This is a genomic window from Psychrobacter sp. JCM 18900, assembly GCF_904846625.1.
Lineage (GTDB): Bacteria > Pseudomonadota > Gammaproteobacteria > Pseudomonadales > Moraxellaceae > Psychrobacter.
Window position 1 is genome coordinate 26,175 of record NZ_CAJHBL010000004.1, and the last position, 19,387, is coordinate 45,561.

Sequence of the window (19,387 nt, forward strand, 5' to 3'; positions counted from 1 at the left end):
TATTTAACAACTATTTAGTGGTTTTTTCTTAGTTTTTAGAGTTCTTTACTAAATATTATTGTCTCAAGCGCGGCTACTTACTATCCATAATAAGGTTATCGTAAGTGACGCAACCTCTCTTATTGTCACTCTTTTTAGGATAAACAAAGTGCTTGAATACAGAGCGTCAGATATTCAAGATAAACAAGTGCACCGTTATTAAGTTATTGTATGCTTAGCGCTAAATGCTAGACATGACAACATAACAAATGATGCTTAAATGAATGGCATTAGATATCACTGATTGAGTAACTGGCATTTAAGGGCGTAGATTCTCCCGTTGCCAAGGGCTGCTACTTACTATCTTTTGATACACGGACCACATGTCAAGACATCAGCTAATGACCAGGAGGGTCAAGGGTTTTACTTTCTCTTAGAGTATGATGTCTATCGAGCATTGCACTATTTGCCAATTCGAACACACGAATATCCACTATCAGCCCGTTCTGCTTACGGGTACCAACTTATACTCCGCATTGGAAATGTAAGTTGCCCGTCTACTTAAAAGGACAAGCTATGTCAATGATTTCCTCACAAACACACCTGGCCACGCCAGATGATTTTTCTGATAATTGCGGTTTTGGCCTAATTGCCCATATTGAGGGTGAAGCGAGCCATGATTTGGTAAAAACTGCCATTCATAGTTTAAGTTGTATGACACATCGCGGTGGTGTTGCTGCTGACGGTAGAACTGGTGATGGTTGTGGCTTACTGTTGGCCACGCCTACCGATTTCTTTAAACAGATTGCTTACGAGCAGCAATTTGCCATTACGGACAACTTTGCTGTCGGTATGGTGTTCGTTAATTTAGATAGCGATAAAGCCAAGCATAGCCAACAAGTATTAAGCGATGAGATTGCAGCCCAAGGATTAGAAGTGGCTGGCTGGCGTGATGTACCACTGGACTTGAGTATTGTTGGTGAGATTGGTCGTGAGACATTGCCAGACTTTAAGCAAGTGTTCGTTAATGCGCCAGATGACTTGGCAGCTGATGATTTCAACCGTAAGCTGTTTGTTGCACGTAAAAAAGCAGAGCAGCGTTTGACGGATGATGAGCTATTCTACGTTTGTTCATTGAGTTGTCAGACCATTATTTACAAAGGCTTGGTAATGCCTTCAGACTTACCAGCGTTTTTCTTGGATTTGCAAGATGAGCGTTTGGCATCACATATCGTAGTCTTCCATCAGCGTTTCTCAACCAATACCTTACCGCGCTGGCCACTGGCACAGCCATTTCGTTATCTTGCGCACAATGGTGAGTTAAATACCATTACAGGTAACCGCAACTGGTCTAAAGCTCGTACGCCAAAGCTAAAATCAGACAAACTGCCTAACTTGAATGAGCTGACACCACTTGTAAATAGTACTGGTTCTGATTCATCTAGCCTAGATAACATGCTTGAAGTGCTTATGTCTGGTGGTATGAACCTGTTCCATGCGATGTCTATCTTGGTACCACCAGCGTGGCAGAATGTTGATAGCATGGATATGGATCTGCGTGCGTTTTATGAGTTTTACTCACAGCATATGGAAGCGTGGGACGGTCCAGCAGGTCTAGTCATTCAAGATGGCCGCTATGCGGTCTGTATGCTCGATAGAAACGGTCTGCGCCCGTCACGTTGGGTAACCACTAAGAACGGCTATATCACTGTTGCATCAGAAGTGGGCGTTTGGGATTATGAGCCAAAAGATGTACTGGCAAAAGGTCGCGTTGGACCTGGTCAAATGCTGGTCATTGATACGTTGACTGGTCAAATTCTAGATACGACCGCTATTGCAACTTTACTAAAAACGGCGCATCCATATCGTAAATGGTTGCGTGAAGAAGCAACGCGTGTTCGTGATGATGAACGTCTAGAAGAGACGTTGGCAACGCAAGCGTGCCGCGGTGATAAGCTAAAAGCGCTACAAAAGATGTATCACATCACCAATGAAGAGCGTACAGAAATCATTCGTCCTAATGCTGAAAATGGTCAAGAACCAGTCGGCTCAATGGGTGACGATACGCCAATGGCTGTATTGTCGCAGCAAATTCGCCATGTCGGTGACTTCTTCCGTCAGCAGTTTGCACAGGTGACCAATCCGCCAATCGATCCATTACGTGAATCAATCGTAATGTCGTTGCAGACCTGTTTAGGCGCTGAGACTAACGTATTTGCGCCATCTGCGAGAGATGCTCATCGTATTATTTTGTCATCACCAGTATTGTCAGCTAGCAAGATGCAGCAGCTTGAAAATTTGGATGATCCAGCGTTTAAAATGGCTCGCATTGATCTGAATTATGACCGTACTCTAGAGCTATCTGATGCTATCGTCGCTATTTGTGAGCAAGTGGCAGATAACATTCGCTCAGGTAATACGTTGATTGTCTTATCTGATAAAGATATCGATGCAGACAAAGTACCAGCCAACGCTATTATGGTTACTGGCGCTGTGCATCATTATCTAATCGCGCAAGGTATCCGTACCGACGCTAACTTAATCATTGAGACGGGTCTGGCACGTGATTCGCATCAAATAGCAGTATTGATTGGCTTTGGTGCAACTTGTGTATATCCATATCTGGCATATGATGTCATTGATGATTTGGTCGCTACTGGTGAGCTACTTGGTGACCCAATTCAAGCCCGTGTTAATTTCCGCAAAGGCTTAGACAAAGGCTTGCTAAAAATCTTATCAAAAATGGGTATCTCTACCATTGTTTCTTATCGCGGTGCACAGTTGTTTGAAGCGGTTGGCCTCTCAGAAGAAGTCGTCAATTTATGCTTTAAAGGCGTACAAAGTCGTATCAAAGGCGCTACCTTTGCAGACCTTGCCGCTGATCAAGCACAATTGGCTGCCAATGCGTTTAAGCGCCGCGCTCCTCTAGATCAGGGTGGTCTGCTCAAGTTTGTTTTCAACAAAGAGTACCATGCTTTTAACCCTGATGTGATTAACAGCCTGCATACTGCGGTGCGTACAGGTGATTACGATAATTACCGTAATTATGCTGATCTTGTTAATAGCCGTCCGGTCGCGACTTTACGTGATTTGTTGCAACTGAAAACCGATAGCAGTATCGATGTCAATGAAGTAGAAGATATCTCTGAAATCTTGACGCGTTTTGACTCAGCTGGTATGTCGCTAGGGGCGCTATCTCCTGAAGCGCATGAGTCGATTGCGATGGCTATGAATACCATCGGTGGTCGTTCAAACTCTGGTGAGGGCGGTGAAGATCCTGCGCGTTATGGCACATTGCGCAACTCAAAAATTAAGCAAGTTGCCTCTGGTCGTTTTGGGGTCACACCTGCCTACCTTCGTTCCGCTGAAGTCATGCAGATTAAAGTAGCCCAAGGTGCCAAGCCTGGTGAAGGTGGGCAGCTACCTGGTGGTAAAGTCAACGCGCTGATTGCACGCTTACGTTATTCGGTGCCAGGTGTAACTTTGATTTCACCGCCGCCGCATCATGATATTTATTCTATCGAAGATTTGGCACAGCTGATTTTTGATTTAAAACAAGTCAATCCAGATGCATTGGTATCGGTTAAATTGGTCTCACGTCCAGGTGTTGGTACGATCGCGACAGGCGTTGCAAAAGCCTACGCCGATCTGATTACTATCTCGGGCTATGACGGTGGTACGGCAGCGTCTCCGCTATCGTCTATCCATCATGCAGGCTCACCATGGGAGCTCGGTTTGGCTGAGACTCATCAGTCTCTACGAGTGAATGGGTTACGTGATAAGGTGCGTGTCCAGACTGACGGTGGTCTAAAAACAGGGCTAGATGTAGTAAAAGCTGCTATCTTGGGTGCAGAGAGCTTTGGCTTTGGTACCACGCCGATGATTGCAGTTGGTTGTAAGTACCTACGTATCTGTCATTTAAACAACTGTCCGACAGGTGTTGCTACTCAAAAAGCCAAGCTGCGTGATGAACATTTCATTGGCGAAGCAGAAATGTTGATTAACTTCTTTAAGTTTGTCGCAACCGAGACGCGTGAATGGTTGGCGGCGCTAGGTGTTCGTAGTATGGAAGAGCTGGTCGGTCGTACTGACTTGCTTGATATCTTAGAAGGTAATACGGACAAGCAGCGTCATCTTGATTTAACGCCATTGCTATTTAGTCACCCAGCCAGTGTGGGCAAAGCACAAACTTGTCAGGTTGAGCGTAATGAGCCGTTTGATAAAGGCTTGCTTGCTGAGCAGATGATTAGCGATATGCTTGTGAACATTCGCAAAGGGGCGGGCGGCGACTATAGCTATTTCGTTGGTAACTGTGACCGCTCTATCGGTGCTCGTATTTCTGGTGAGATTGCGCTAGTCTGGGGTAACCTTGGAATGAGCGATATGCCAATCAAACTTCGTTTAACTGGTACTGCAGGGCAAAGTTTGGGCGTGTGGAATGCTGGCGGTTTAAATATCGAGCTTGAAGGCGACGCCAATGACTATGTGGGTAAAGGTATGGCAGGCGGTGAGATTGTTATTTATCCGCCGAAAGACTCAAACTTTATAGCACAAGAAACGGCCATCATCGGTAATACCTGTCTCTATGGTGCAACTGGCGGTAAGCTATATGCTGCCGGTACAGCAGGTGAGCGTTTTGGCGTCCGTAACTCTGGCGCACATGCAGTCATCGAAGGCACAGGCGACCATTGCTGTGAATATATGACGGGCGGTATCGTCACGATTCTTGGCCGTACTGGACTTAACTTCGGTGCTGGTATGACGGGTGGTTTTGCTTATGTACTCGATATGGAAGGCGACTTCTTTGACCGTTGCAACCATGAGCTAATCGATCTAAACCGTATTTCAAGCGAGCAGACAGAAGAGCATCGCATTCATTTGCAACAAGTGATTGAAGCTCATGTAGATAAAACAGGCAGTACATGGGGTCAGACAATTCTGAACGACTTTGAGCACTATGTTCGTAAGTTCTATTTGGTTAAGCCAAAAGCGGCGAACATCGCAAGCCTTCTTAAAACTACCATGGCCGACCCACAATAGCCGATACATGACTGTCTATCGTATCAATGGAGTGCATTGATGGATTGTATTGATGGATCGGCAGTCGCTTTAATCAGGTTAGCCAGCGTTCCGTTTTTAGAGACGTTTTAACTCACAGGTTTTCAGCAGGTACGTGACAGCAGCGATATATGTCTCAGATTTTAGACAAACCAAACATCGCTGACTGTCGCCACCCACTGCAAAAGAGCCTTATATAAAAGAGATAGCACCATGGCAAAACGCTTAGAAAACAACTTCCAGTTTTTAGATGTACCAAGATTTGATCCAACCAAAAAAGACATTGCAACGCGTTCAACAGAGTTTGTTGAAATTTATAAGCCTTTCGAAAACGAAGCTGTTGCTCAGCAAGCGCATCGTTGTCTTGAGTGTGGTAACCCGTACTGCGAGTGGAAATGTCCAGTACATAACTATATCCCTAACTGGCTAAAGTTGGCGACAGAAGGGCAGATATTTCAGGCAGCTGAATTGTGCCACCGTACCAATACCTTGCCTGAAGTATGCGGACGAGTTTGCCCGCAAGATCGTCTGTGTGAAGGCGCTTGTACGTTAAATGATGGTTTTGGCGCAGTGACCATTGGTAATGTCGAAAAGTACATTAACGATACTGCGTTTGCACTTGGCTGGCGTCCAGATATGTCTGAAGTCGTTTGGACAGATAAAAAAGTCGCTATCATTGGCGCAGGACCAGCAGGTCTAGGTTGCGCAGATATTTTGGTCAGAAATGGTGTCAAACCAGTGGTCTTTGATAAGCGCCCTGAAATTGGCGGCTTACTGACATTTGGTATTCCTGAGTTCAAAATGGAAAAAGACGTCATGCGCAATCGCCGTGTGATCTTTGAAGACATGGGTATCGAATTCCGTTTAGAGACAGAGATTGGTACAGACGTCACCATTGATGAGCTATTGGCTGAGTATGACGCGGTATTTATGGGTATGGGTACTTACACCTATATGCGCGGCGGCTTTGCTGGTGAAGAGCTGACAGGCGTCTATGATGCACTAGATTACCTGATTGCCAACGTGAACCGTTGCAATGATTGGGAAAAAGACGCTGAAGAGTACATCGACTTTAAAGGTAAAAAGGTGGTGGTACTTGGTGGCGGCGATACAGCAATGGACTGTAACCGTACCAGTATCCGTCAAGGCGCCGAAAAAGTGGTTTGTGCTTATCGCCGTGACGAAGAAAACATGCCGGGTTCACGCCGTGAAGTGGTCAATGCTCGTGAGGAAGGTGTTGAGTTCCTATTCAACCGACAGCCAACCGAAATCATCGGCTTAAACGGTAAAGTTAACGGCGTAAAAGTTGTTACTACTCAGTTAGGCGCACCAGACAACCGTGGTCGTCAACGCCCTGAGCCAATCCCTAATTCTGAAGAGATTATCCCATGTGATGCAGTCATCATGGCCTTTGGTTTTAGACCAAGTCCTGCTGATTGGTTTGAGTCTCAGCAAGTGGGGATGGACAGCTCTGGTCGCGTACTAGCAGCCGAAAAGCAAACCTTCAAATTCCAGACTCAAAATCCTAAAATCTTCGCTGGTGGCGATATGGTGCGTGGTTCTGACTTGGTTGTGACAGCGATTTGGGAAGGTCGTGAAGCTGCGGAAGGTATTTTAGACTACCTACAAGTATAATACGCTAGCGCAATAGACTATTATTCATTAATACTGACGCAGATCTTGATAAGTAATTCGATGAGTCATTTGGTGAATAATCTTCAATAGCGTAGATTTCAATATAGTGTGCTAGGATATTTTTTATAACGCCTTTTACCTGTGAATAATAGGTAAAAGGCGTTATTTTTTGCCCGTCATTTTGCTGATAGAATATCAACTTATACTTACCGCTAGTTATTGAGATATTTTAATAATACTTTATTAAAATGTCTCACTTAAATATTCCACCCAAAAAGAGTAGCCTTGCGTGAAACCCACCCTTTATCAGCGTATTACTGCTCCATTTGTCGAACCTTATGTTCGCTACCAACATGCAGATATCCTACATGCCACCCGACTAGGTACGGCTGTGATACTGGCTTTATTGGTAAATAAAATCACCAATCTTCCGCACGGTGAATGGACGACCATTACAGTATTTATTATTCTAGGGTTATTGCAATACCAAGGCGCTATTTATACTAAGGCGAAAGAGCGCGTAATCGGTACTTTATTGGGTATTGGTACTGCGCTTGGGGTGTTATGGTTTAATCAAAATGCGGGTGCATGGCTATGGGTGGACTATGCGCTTATTGGTCTGCTCAGTGGTATTATCGGCTATCTAGCCGTCAGACAGCTCGGGTATACAGGGCTGCTAACGGGCATCACTATGTTGATGATTGTCTCTGATTTAGGCAATAATAGCATTGGTCAAGATGGTATCTACCGCGCGCTAAATATCTTACTGGGGACAGGCGTTTCGGTAGCAGTGACGCTAATTTTGCCGCTCAAATCAACGTTGATGTGGCGGTTCTTATTGAGTAGTAACCTTGACGCTTGTAGTAGTCTCTATGCAGGCGTAGGTCATCATATTGACGCAACGGATGGAGTGGTGGACGACTCTGTTCAAAAGTTAAACCCAGTAGCTTTTCCTGTTAAGGAAGTACCCGTTGATAGAGCGTTGGTCACAGCGTTACAGCAGATCAATAAACGTCTGCTGGCTGTGCGACCACATATCGCGGCGACAGCCAGTGAGTCAGGAATCGAAAAAGAAACGCTAGAGACGATTCAACGTACCCACCGTAATATTATCGGGACGATTGATTTATTGTTAAGTGCGGCTCCGCGCTTGGCAAATATCGAAATTGATGAAGAAAACCATGTTTTATTGGTACATTATCAGCATGAGCTAACCCAAGCGATGCAGCATATGGCAGCGGTACTACGTAGTCCAAGCGATGAAGTATTCCGGCCCATTACTCGTATTGCTGTCTCAGAGTATCCAAGCGTACAGCACCTAGCATTTGAGTGGCAGGGCTATTTTTGGTTGACACAAACCTTGCAGACTCAGTTGCAGCAGCTGAGTGATTTACTACAAACATCGAAGCCGCATTGGTTTGCTGCATCTGGTCTGGGCTATCAGCGCCGCGAGCAGCGCCGAATGAAAGAGCAGGGCGGCGAGACGGATTTACATTTATAACCTAAAAAAACGCTGACCATTTAGGATCAGCGTTTTTATTTTAAAAGATTACTTTATTCTAAAATGCTAAATTAAAACTATTAACGACCAGTCTTTAGCTTATCCCAGTACTGTTGATACACTTGCAACGCCTCATCGCCTACATCTTCTTGGAACTCAGCTTTTGCTAATACTTCTTTAGAGGGATAAATCGTTGGATTGTTTTGGACACTCTCATCCATCAGCTCACGTGCTGCTATGTTTGGTGATGCGTAGCCAATCTCTTCGCTGACGATTTTTGCATTTTCAGGACGTAATAAATAATCAATAAATTTATGTGCTGCATCAACTTGCTTGGCATTTTTTGGAATGACAAAGTTGTCCATCCATAAGATAGCGCCTTCGGTTGGATACTTATAAACTAAGCTAGTCAAACCTTCGTCATTGGCCATGACTGCCTCACCATTCCATGTCATACCAAGCGCAGTCTCACCTTCGATATATGGCATACGTGTCGCATCAGAGTTAAAAGTTTTGACGTTTGGCATCAACGTGGTGAGCTTATCATAAGCGGCTTCGATTTCGTCAGGATTGCTACTATTACCTGAGTAGCCAAGGGTCAGCAGTGCCATACCAAAGACTTCACGCACGTCATTGGTCAGCATCACCTGACCCTTATACTTAGGATCCCATAGGTCATTCCAGCTATTGACAGTTTTCGGATCGACACTGTCACCGTTAATGGCTAGACCTGTGCTGCCCCACATATAGGGGATAGAGTATTTGTTATCAGGATCAACTTTGGTATTGGTAAATGAGGTATCAAGGTTCTTGAAATTGCTCAGTTTTGATTTGTCTAGCTCTTGCAACAGCCCTTCTTTCGCCATCTTTTCAACATAATAAGTCGATGGAATCGCTAAGTCATACTGGCTCGAATCATCCAATAGTTTGAGCTTGGCATACATCGCTTCGTTGGAGTCAAATGTGGTGTAATTAACTGAGATGCCAGTTTCTTCTTCAAAACCATCTAAAATCTCTTGCGGCATATATTCTGACCAGTTGTAAAGGTTCAGCGTCTCATTGCTCGCCGCAGCACTGCCATCCGCTGCATTGTCAGAGTTGCTACAGCTGGCAAGCATCAAGCCGACAGCCGCTGCTAACAATGCTTTTGGCACTATACGACCGACACTAGCCGAGGTGTGAGTAGTTGGATGGGACGATGATAAATGGGTCAAAATATCTCTCCTAAATAAAGATAATGCAAATCAGAAAAATTCAATAAAAAAGCCAACAAGATAAAAGCCTGATATGGTCAATAAAACTATTATGGTCATTAATTTATATAATTTAAAGGGTTACTATTAAGGTAATGCTTAACAATACTAATAAAAATAGCCAGTTGGTCTAATGAGATGAGTAGCAAAACTAACTTAATGACAGGTAATTCTGAGTAGAATTGCTAGCGAGCTGCTAACGTCGAATCGAAAAAAGATAGTATATAACCATGCTATGATTGGCACAGGCCGAAGTATGACGAACATCATCTAAGCAGATATCAGCCTTTGGCTCTAAGACACCAACCATACCATAATAATAAAGGATACAGCGCAATGACTGAAAGTACCTCAACTCAAAACGCTTTGAATAAAAGCCACTCAGTTATACCAGCATTGCTTATGGATAAAGTCGCCATAGTCACTGGTGCCAGTCGTGGACTTGGTGCACAGATTGCACAGCAAATGGCAGCAGCAGGTGCTATCGTTTGCGTCAACTACCTCAATAGTAAACAGGCTGCTGAGGCAGTAGTGGCTGATATCATTGCGACAGGTGGCCAAGCATTTGCTTATCAGGCGGATGTGACCGATCTTGAGCAAGTACAAGCCATGGCAGCTGAAGTCACCGCTCGTCATGGTCGTATCGATATATTGGTCAATAATGCCTTGCCGAATTATCAGTTCAATCCAAGCGCTGCGTACACCAGTATTGAAACAGTAAAGTGGTCGCACTTTTCACAACAAATGGATGGTATTGTTAAAGGCGCAGTCAATACGGTGCAAGCGGTATTGCCACAGATGAAAGCGCAGCAAGTAGGCAAAATCATTAATATATCGACCAATCTTGTCTACAACCCAGTGGTGACCTATTATGATTACACCACGGCTAAATCAGCATTAATCGGACTTACCCGTAACTTAGCGAGCGAGCTTGGACAGTATGGTATTCGGGTTAATTTGCTGGCAGGTGGATTATTAAAAACTACCGACGCAAGTAGCTTAACCACTGAAGAGGTATTTGACTATATCGCGACTACGACGCCGCTGCGCCAAGCGACTTCGGTAGCTGATTTTGCCAATTCAGTATTGCTCATGGCGTCTGATTTGAGCATGGCTATTACTGGACAATCTATCGCTGTCGATGGTGGACTGACTATGCCTTAATTGACGTTTTAACTTTCAATTAGGTATATAGGAAGGATAAAGTGAATACTCGTCAAGGTGTTGGAGTCGTAATCGTTACTCTGATCATAGTTGTTTTTATATAATTGTCCGCTGGGTTTATGGGTTAGTAGCAGGTAAGTCTTAGGTGCCAAAATGTTAGTGTAAATTGTTCATGATTTTATAGTCGATGATGTAGCCTCAAGGCTTGTCTAATGTCTACATATTACTTATTAGCGATAGGTTGGGTGTATCTCGATCTATCGTTTTTTATTCTTGCTGAACCATTTTTGGATGCTTATAGTTTATGTGTTGCATATAGTTACAAACTTTTTGTTTGGTAATGGAAAAATATTTGTTTCTATTTCCCAACTATGTTTCAATCTCATTCTTTTATCAATTTCTTATATACCTTAAGTACATCCACTGTGCTTAAATTTTGATTGGAGTAATGGGCTATGCAAGGAAGTAATTCGCCAAATGGCAGTCCGCCACACAATAATTTTGATGCAGCAGAAAAAAACTCTCGCATGCAGCGATTTTTGAAAGGGGTGGAATGGCTCGGTAATCTATTACCACACCCTGTGATTTTATTCGTATGGATGTCAGTATTTTTACTAGTGCTGTCGTCCGTATTGTCTTACTTTGGTGTATCGGTAATTGATCCACGGCCAGAAGGTGCTAAAGGGCGTAGCGTCGATGGTATGATCGAAGTTGTCAACCTGTTAAACGGTGAAGGTTTAGCACGTATTGTTGAAAACTTAGTGACTAATTTTACGGGCTTTGTACCACTCGGGACGGTGCTAGTCGCTCTGCTCGGTGTCGGCATCGCTGAGCGTTCTGGCATGATATCTGCTGCACTACGCGGACTGGTACTGAATGCACCAAAGAAGATGGTGACCTTTACCATTGTGTTCGCAGGTATTATGTCGAATACAGCCGCTGAGCTTGGCTATGTAGTGTTGATACCGCTTGCAGCAGTCATCTTTCACTCACTTGGTCGACATCCTTTGGCTGGTATTGCAGCAGCATTTGCTGGTGTGTCTGGTGGTTATAGTGCCAACTTATTACTCGGCACGGTTGATCCTCTGTTATCAGGGATTACCCAAGAAGCGGCACGCATCATCGATCCAGCTTATACCGTTGGAGCAGAAGCGAACTGGTATTTTATGGTGGTCAGCACTTTTTTGATTAGTGGCTTGGGTTATTTTGTGACCGAAAAAATCGTTGAGCCAAGTTTGGGTAAGTATAACCCGACTGATGCTGATGATCCTTCGGTGCTAGATACCAAAGCTGAGCACGTGTCTGCGATTGAGAAAAAAGGACTTATGTGGGCAGGTATTAGCATGTTGATATTTTGCTTATTACTTGCTTGGACGGTAGTGCCAGCAGATGGTATCTTACGTAATACTGAGACAGGCCTAATATCAGGCTCGCCATTTTTAAAAGGGATTGTCGTTTTTATCTTTGTTTTCTTTGCCATACCAGGTTACATCTACGGCAAAATTACTGGTAGCATGAAAAACAATCAAGATGTCGTTGATGCGATGAGTCATGCGATGAGTTCGCTCAGTATTTATATCGTCTTGGTGTTCTTTGCCGCACAGTTCACCGCATTCTTTAACTGGTCAAACCTTGGCTCTGTGATGGCTGTATCTGGTGCGACTTTCCTAAATGATATCGGTCTGACTGGACCATTCTTGTTAGTGGGTTTTATCTTGATATGTGCGGTAGTCAACTTGATGCTAGGTTCGGCGTCTGCACAGTGGGCAGTGACAGCACCGATATTTGTACCGATGCTGATGCTGACGGGTTATGCGCCCGAGATGATACAGGCAGCGTATCGTATTGGTGATTCGACCACCAATATTATTACGCCCATGATGAGCTATTTTGGCTTAATTATGGCAGTTGCGATTCGCTATAAGAAAAATACGGGTGTCGGTACATTGATGGCAATGATGTTGCCTTATTCTATTGCGTTCTTAGTTGGTTGGATTATTCTATTCTGCATTTGGGTGTTTGTACTTGGTTTGCCAGTTGGTCCAGGTTCAGAGACGTTTTACCCAGCACAATAATTAGAGAATTATAGAAAATATACTGACAATAAAAAGCCCTTACTAATCGGTTAGTAAGGGCTTTTTTTAAATGAACGTTAATTAGATGAACATTAATGGCTTTATGTGCCTTAACAGTCTTATGACTTCATTGCTAACTGATTAAGCACGGTTTGAATACCATACTCTTCGATTGTCCCAGTGACAAAGTCAGCGCGTTCTATTAAAGCTGGCTGCGCATCTCCCATGGCCACAGCAAACCCAACCAAGTCGAACATTTCTAAGTCATTCATACCATCACCGAATGCCATACATTCGCTTGCATCTACCGCATAGTACTCGCACATATCTTTGATACCGCGAGCTTTTGATGCCTCTGCTGGCAATATATCGGCACCAATCTGATGCCAATGTACCAGCTTTAAATCATACTGGGCAAAATCGATGTCTTGCATCTTTTCTTGCTGATTATTAAAGAATACCGAGCATTGATAGACGGTATTTGTTTTGTAGTACTCAGGGTCAAGGATCGAATTGGGCGTGACCGCATTGAACTCGCGTAAACGTTCATTTTCACCTGACCAAGCGATATGAGTGGCAGAGTCAAACTTATGAATCAAATCACTCTGCTGGCATAGGCGTACGATTTTATCTGTCTGTTCAGCAGTTAATGGGTAGTGGCTGATTCGGCCGCTTTTATCAAAACTATATTGTCCATTCATACAAATAATGGCGTCCAATATATCTGCATCAAGCAACGCTAGAATATCTTCAGGCAGTATGGCTTTAGAACGACCAGTCGAAATTACTAGTTTAATATCGGTATCTGCAAGCTGCTCAAGCGTCGCTTTATTGTGTTCAGCGATGATGCCGTTACGGCTTAAGGTATCATCAATGTCAAAAAAGATGATTTTTGGGGTCGAAATCTTAGTAGTCATACTTTCTTTGGCAATCTTATCTTCGATAAACATGATGATCCTATTATTCTTAGTCGTGTAGTTACAATGATTCAGATACTACTACAACATACCCAATCAGATAAATACCTATCGAGTAACCTATGATGCTGCAAATATGCTTATTGAGAGAGTATTTGGATGTAGCCTGTAGAACCGCTCATTGATTGTCCAAAGGATTAACAAAAATGCTAAACGATATGATTAACTTAACCGTGTCTATTTATTATAAAGTTATATTCAATTATCAAAATTAATCTCCGTAATAAGATGGACTATCATTATTAATATAGCAGCTACCTAGAGGAACAAGTATGAAATTCTTTGCCTTAAAATCGATTACAGTTTTGGCAACAGTGGCTTTATCTGCCAATGCTTTTGCAATGAATGTTAAATTTAATGATGCTGTTTGGGATGGCAAAAAAATACCTGAGGGGCAGCAATGTCTAAATTATGATGGCAAAAGTCCAGCCACGCCTAGCATGACTGTTTCAAACATTCCGGCAGGCGCGAAAAGCTTGGTGTTCGTCTACAACGATGTAAGCAACAAACGTATGCAACATGGTGGACATGGTATCGTGGAGTTCGCATTACCGGAGGGTGCTACGAGCGCAGAAGTGCCACGAGTATTTGGTCATACTTACGAAGTACCAGTAGGTATTGAGATGGTCGCAGAATACCGCAGCCGTAAAGGCGAGGCAGGCGGTGCATATAAGCCGCCTTGTTCTGGCGGCAAAAACCATCTGTATACGGTAGATGTACAAGCATGGCAAGGCGACTCGGTACTTGCTGAGACAACAGTTGAGATGGGTCGGTATTGATACGTTAGCTATTCAATTAATATGCAACAGTTAGTATGCAACAAAGCCGTCTATACAACACTATTTATACATAGCGTAGACGGCTTTTTATTGAAGGTAAGTTGTGTTTTATATACCTATAAGTACGTTAACTTAATAAACATGACAGACCCTGATAAATGCTTGTAGAGTTTAGTCTATAAGTAAACATGACTTAGTCATATAAGTGCGTTGCGGCAGGGCTATAGGAGAATATAGATTAGGCTTGTTAACTATTTGAATAATGCCAAGATACTGAACGTGACAACTTTGTAGTATAATTTTACTACTATAGATATCGGTATGCTATATCATTGAAACTTCTATGTTATAAATCTAAAAAAATCATAGCAAATGATAAAAATGTTATTAATTATACTTTATCTTAAAGTATACCTTGATTTGAATGAATTATTTTATAAATAAGGTTTCTTATGAACATAACGACAAGCCAACCTTCAGAAGATAGAAAAAGGCATGGCGAGCATATTCTTATCCACATGACATATATCGCCAAAAATGTCGATCTAGATTCTGGGATTGAGCTGACTCGCGCACTTGAGTACTGGCGCAGATATTTTGAAGAGAACGATATCGTTTCAGCTTTAGTCATTAGCGAAGGTTATTTCGTTCAAAGTTTTCAAGGAACAAGACCTGCTATCAATACTGCCTTGGAAAAGATACTTGACGAGCATTCCACTATTGTCCCTAATATTGTGAATATAGAGGAAATCGAATCGCGCCAATGGAAAGGGTTTTTAGTTAAACATCTAACCTCAAGCGTTGAAGATGAAGAGCATGCTCTAAAGAACTTTTCAGCAGGCTCGGACTACAATCCTTATCTAATGAAAAGCTCTCAGATTGAAAGCTTTTTGAAAGCGATATTTGAAGATGTTGAATCTAATTAATTTTAAATGAGTGGCATTTATTTCTTGAATATTTGTCTCTTATAGTTGTTAGTAGCACTTGCCCTAGCTAGAATAGAAAAGCCGTCCATACGTTTGTATAGGCGGCTTTTTTTGAAAGCAAGTTAGCAGTATCGGTACAGGGTTTTTTCTTAGCAATTAGACAGAATATTGGCGAATGTCCATAAGTGACTATTCATACCTGACTTTTGCAGGACTTAACTACTAAAAATACCTTAGTGATACCTGTTTTTGCCATGTTATTTTAAGCTATGGATGATAAGAAGCTGGTCAATTCTCAAGAGTTTTATTGATTATACTTTATGATAAAGTGTATATTAATTTATATACCTATTATATAAATGGATTTTCTTATGCAAATAACGACCAGTCAAACTTCAGAAAATAGGAAAAGACATGGCGAGCATCTGCTGATTAGCCTAACGTATATCGGTAAAAACATCGAAATGAAAACAGGTATAGAGTTGACTCGTGCTCTTGAACAGTGGCGAAGATACTTTGAGGAAAGTGGGTTAGTTGCAGCGCTTGTGATCAATGACGGTTACTTTGTTCAAAACATTCAAGGCTCAAGACCGGCGGTCAACGCTGCTCTAGCGAAGATAATTGATGAGCATTTCAAGATTATTCCTAATGTTGTCAAGGTGGAAGAGATAGAAGCGCTTCGATGGGATGGGTTTGTAACCAAACACCTGACGGAAAGTGTCGAAGATGAAGAGTATGCCTTAAAAAGTTTCTCAGCAGGTTTTGACTTCAATCCTTACCTGATGAAAAGTACTCAGATTGAAAGCTTTTTGACAGCGATATTTGAAGGTGCTGAATCCGATAGGTTTTAAGTAAGTAGCATTTACATATCATAAGAGTCATCTATTTTAATTGGCGTAAAAAAGCCGTCTATAAAGTGTCTTTTGATTTAGATAGTTTTTTATAAATAAGGTTTCTTATGCATATTACTACCAGCCAACCTTTAGAAGATAGAAAAAGACATGGTGAGCATATTACTCTCAGCCTAACGTATATTGGCAGAAATAGTGACAGTAATAATGGAATAGGGTTGGCTCGTCTGCTTGAGCAATGGCGAAGGAATAATGAAAAAAGTGGTGTAACCTCAGCGCTTGTCGTGAATGACAATTACTTTATTCAAAATATTGAAGGTCCAAGACCTCTTATCAATGAAATACTAGTAAAATTAATTAGTGAGTACTCTTACCTAGCACCCCACCTCAGTGAGATTGAGGAAATAGAAGAACGTAGGTGGGATGGGTTTTTAATAAAATATTTAACATCAAGTGAAGAAGACGAAGCATATACCCTAAAAAGCTTCTCGGCAGGTGCTGACTTTAATCCGTATCTAATGAAAAGCACTCAGATTACAAGCTTCCTGAGAACGATCTTTGAAGATGCTGTATCTAATAAGTCTTAAATAATTTCTCTATTTTGAGTAGTGTAGAAAAGCCGCCTATACATTGTGTATGGGCGGCTTTTTGATAGGAGTTATTTAATTTTATTAGCTATATTTTGAACTAGGGTTTCCAAAATTTAACTAGTCAAACTAGTCAAACTAGTCAAACTAGCCAATCTCAACACTCGTCACGTTCTGAAAGCCTCTTGGTAACTGTCCACCACGATTACCGCGAACACCCGTATAGTTAGCCAAATCATTCGGCTTGAGTGTCACATGGCGTTTGCCAGCAGTGATGACAAGGCTGTCTTGCTGACTAAGTGGTGTGATAGCGAGTACCTCTTCACCGTCTTTCAACTTAATAAGTTTGTTCCCTTTACCGCGAGCCTGTTCAGGCAAATCTTCAAGGGCAAATATCAGTAGGTATCCTGCATTGGTCGCGACAGCAACATGATCAGGTGTCACACGTATATTGCTACTTTCACCTTCGGTATTAGCGGCCGACTCTACTGGTACGTCGATACGTGCAATAGGGAGCAAGCGACTATCAGTTGCTAGGTTAATAACGTTTTTACCAGCTTTCTGATTGCTATCGAGATTACCAATGGTATTGATAAAACCATAACCTGCTGAACTAGCAAGGATAATGCGTTGATCGTTATCACCCGTGAGTAGCTGCTCAAAGCTAGCGCCTGCTGGCGGCTTTAATACACTGGTTAATGGATCACCTTGACCACGCGCCGAAGCTAAGTTGTGCGCATCGATACTATAGCTGCGTCCCGTACTGTCGAGTACGTAAATTCTTTCGTTAGATTTGCCGCGCACGTGCGCTTGATAGCTGTCACCTGAGCGATAACTCATACCAGCGGCATCGACATCATGACCCTTGGCAGCACGAATCCAACCTGCTTTTGATAAGATGGCAGTGACCGGCTCACTCGGTACGAGGTCTGACTCTTTCAGTGCTTGCGCTTCTTCGCGCTCTGCTAATGGCGACACACGCTCATTGCCATGTTCTTTCATATCGGCAGTAAGCTCGTCAATCATTAGGTTGGTTAGACTGTCTGGATTATCTAAGTACTCTTGAATAATAGCGCGCTCGGCAGCCAATTCGTCTTGCTCACGGCGCAGCTCAATCTCTTCTAATTTTGCCAACTGACGCAAACGAATATCCAAGATAGCATTGGCCTGAATGTCAGTCAGGTCATAGTCCTGCATCAAGGTTGCTTTCGGATCATCCTCTTCACGAATGATGCGAATCACTTCATCAATATTCAGATAAGCAATCAGTAAACCTGCCAAGATATGCAAGCGTTTATCGATTTTATCTAGGCGATATTGCAAACGGCGCGTGACCACCGAGCGGCGACAGACTAACCATTCTTCCAAAACTTCTTTTAAGTTTTTCACCTGCGGCTTACCATTTAAGCCAATCACATTCATATTGACGCGGTAATTGCTTTCTAGGTCAGTACTGGCAAATAGATGACTCATGACACGATCGACATCGACTCGCGTTGAGCGCAACTCAAGGACGATACGACAAGCGTTTTCGTGATCTGATTCATCGTGAATGTCGGTCACCCAAGGCAGCTTCTTATCAGTCATAAGCTTAGCAATTTGCTCTTGGATTTTGTTGCCTGAAACTTGGTAAGGAAGCGCATCAATGATGACGAGATTCTTTTCTTTAGAGTCAACATGAAAGGTGGCGCGCATCTTATAACTGCCGCGTCCAGTCTCGTACATCGCTTGCAAATCTTTTTTGCTGGTGATGATTTCCGCTGGTGTCGGTAGGTCAGGTGCGGGTATCGATTGGGTAAGCTGCTTGATCGATAGTTCAGGATTTTTAAGCAATCGAATAGCCGCGCGTACCACTTCATTAAGGTTATGCGGCGGAATATCCGTTGCCATACCAACCGCGATACCTGTCGTACCGTTTAATAAAATATTAGGCAGGCGGGCAGGTAGGGTAGTTGGCTCTTGCATCGTACCATCGAAGTTATCTTGCCAATCGACTGTACCTTGACCCAATTCTGCCAGCAACGTATTGGCATAAGCTGACATTTTGGCTTCGGTATAACGCATCGCGGCAAAAGATTTCGGATCATCTGGGCTACCCCAGTTACCTTGACCAGTGATGAGTGGATAGCGATAGCTGAACGGCTGAGCCATCAGTACCATCGCTTCATAACATGCACTATCACCATGCGGATGATATTTACCCAATACGTCACCGACCGTACGTGCAGACTTTTTTGCCTTAGCAGATGACTTTAGCCCAAGCTCGCTCATGGCATAGACGATGCGACGCTGGACAGGTTTTAGACCGTCAGCGATATTTGGCAACGCCCGATCCATGATGACGTACATGGCATAGTTGAGATAGGCTTGTTCAGTGAACTCTGCGACTGAACGAGTATCCATCGGCTCATTGGGAATAATTGGGGCGATCGTATGATCAATAACATCAGACATAAAATAGGATTCACTTATCAGTTTTAATAGGTATAGATAATTGGTTCAAGCATACAAATAGGATAGTGCTATCGTAAAGGATATTGCACCAATTAAAAAGACGTATGTCAGAATATACGACATCTCGTGACGTGCTTAAAACAAGCGC

12 protein-coding genes are annotated in these 19,387 nt (G+C 42.9%); 9 read left to right on the forward strand and 3 right to left on the reverse strand.

The window, feature by feature from the left end; genetic code table 11:
- Nucleotides 1-555: 555 nt before the first annotated feature.
- The 3 genes from gltB (at nt 556) to JMX96_RS08420 (ending at nt 8,173) form a co-directional block, all read left to right on the forward strand.
- Nucleotides 556-5,019 (forward strand): glutamate synthase large subunit, encoded by a 4,464-nt coding sequence (gltB, locus tag JMX96_RS08410; RefSeq protein WP_201568653.1) that lies wholly within the window; start codon nt 556-558, stop codon nt 5,017-5,019.
- Nucleotides 5,020-5,250: 231 nt separating this feature from the next.
- Nucleotides 5,251-6,672 (forward strand): glutamate synthase subunit beta, encoded by a 1,422-nt coding sequence (locus tag JMX96_RS08415; protein WP_201568654.1) that lies wholly within the window; start codon nt 5,251-5,253, stop codon nt 6,670-6,672.
- A 289-nt stretch (nt 6,673-6,961) separates the two neighbouring features.
- Nucleotides 6,962-8,173: an FUSC family protein gene (locus tag JMX96_RS08420; protein WP_201568655.1), complete on the forward strand. Its 1,212-nt coding sequence runs from the start codon at nt 6,962-6,964 to the stop codon at nt 8,171-8,173.
- 80 nt (nt 8,174-8,253) lie between these two features.
- Here JMX96_RS08420 and JMX96_RS08425 read toward each other — a convergent pair whose 3' ends face one another.
- The gene (locus tag JMX96_RS08425) at nt 8,254-9,387 is read right to left on the reverse strand and encodes an ABC transporter substrate-binding protein (protein ID WP_201568656.1); all 1,134 of its coding nucleotides are present in this window, start codon (nt 9,385-9,387) and stop codon (nt 8,254-8,256) included.
- A 375-nt stretch (nt 9,388-9,762) separates the two neighbouring features.
- Here JMX96_RS08425 and JMX96_RS08430 point away from each other — a divergent pair, with 375 nt between their 5' ends.
- Nucleotides 9,763-10,590, forward strand: a complete 828-nt coding sequence (locus JMX96_RS08430; RefSeq protein ID WP_201568657.1) for a 3-oxoacyl-ACP reductase — start codon at nt 9,763-9,765, stop codon at nt 10,588-10,590.
- 455 nt (nt 10,591-11,045) lie between these two features.
- The gene (locus JMX96_RS08435) at nt 11,046-12,665 is read left to right on the forward strand and encodes an AbgT family transporter (RefSeq protein ID WP_201568658.1); all 1,620 of its coding nucleotides are present in this window, start codon (nt 11,046-11,048) and stop codon (nt 12,663-12,665) included.
- A 119-nt stretch (nt 12,666-12,784) separates the two neighbouring features.
- On the opposite strand, the gene JMX96_RS08440 is transcribed toward JMX96_RS08435, so the two are convergent.
- Nucleotides 12,785-13,615 carry an HAD family hydrolase gene (locus JMX96_RS08440; protein ID WP_082624645.1) on the reverse strand — a complete coding sequence of 277 codons (831 nt, stop codon included), beginning with the start codon at nt 13,613-13,615 and terminating at the stop codon, nt 12,785-12,787.
- Between the two features lie 299 nt (nt 13,616-13,914).
- On the opposite strand from JMX96_RS08440, the gene JMX96_RS08445 reads away from it, so the two are divergent.
- The 4 genes from JMX96_RS08445 (at nt 13,915) to JMX96_RS08460 (ending at nt 16,785) form a co-directional block, all read left to right on the forward strand.
- Nucleotides 13,915-14,421, forward strand: a complete 507-nt coding sequence (locus JMX96_RS08445) for a hypothetical protein (RefSeq protein WP_201568659.1) — start codon at nt 13,915-13,917, stop codon at nt 14,419-14,421.
- A gap of 452 nt (nt 14,422-14,873) precedes the next feature.
- The gene (locus JMX96_RS08450; protein ID WP_201568660.1) at nt 14,874-15,347 is read left to right on the forward strand and encodes a BLUF domain-containing protein; all 474 of its coding nucleotides are present in this window, start codon (nt 14,874-14,876) and stop codon (nt 15,345-15,347) included.
- Between the two features lie 371 nt (nt 15,348-15,718).
- Nucleotides 15,719-16,198: a BLUF domain-containing protein gene (locus JMX96_RS08455; protein WP_201568661.1), complete on the forward strand. Its 480-nt coding sequence runs from the start codon at nt 15,719-15,721 to the stop codon at nt 16,196-16,198.
- Between the two features lie 107 nt (nt 16,199-16,305).
- The gene (locus JMX96_RS08460; protein ID WP_201568662.1) at nt 16,306-16,785 is read left to right on the forward strand and encodes a BLUF domain-containing protein; all 480 of its coding nucleotides are present in this window, start codon (nt 16,306-16,308) and stop codon (nt 16,783-16,785) included.
- Nucleotides 16,786-16,932: 147 nt separating this feature from the next.
- Here JMX96_RS08460 and parC read toward each other — a convergent pair whose 3' ends face one another.
- On the reverse strand, nt 16,933-19,239 hold the full coding sequence (parC, locus tag JMX96_RS08465; RefSeq protein ID WP_201568663.1) for a DNA topoisomerase IV subunit A: 2,307 nt from the start codon (nt 19,237-19,239) through the stop codon (nt 16,933-16,935).
- Nucleotides 19,240-19,387: the final 148 nt, after the last annotated feature.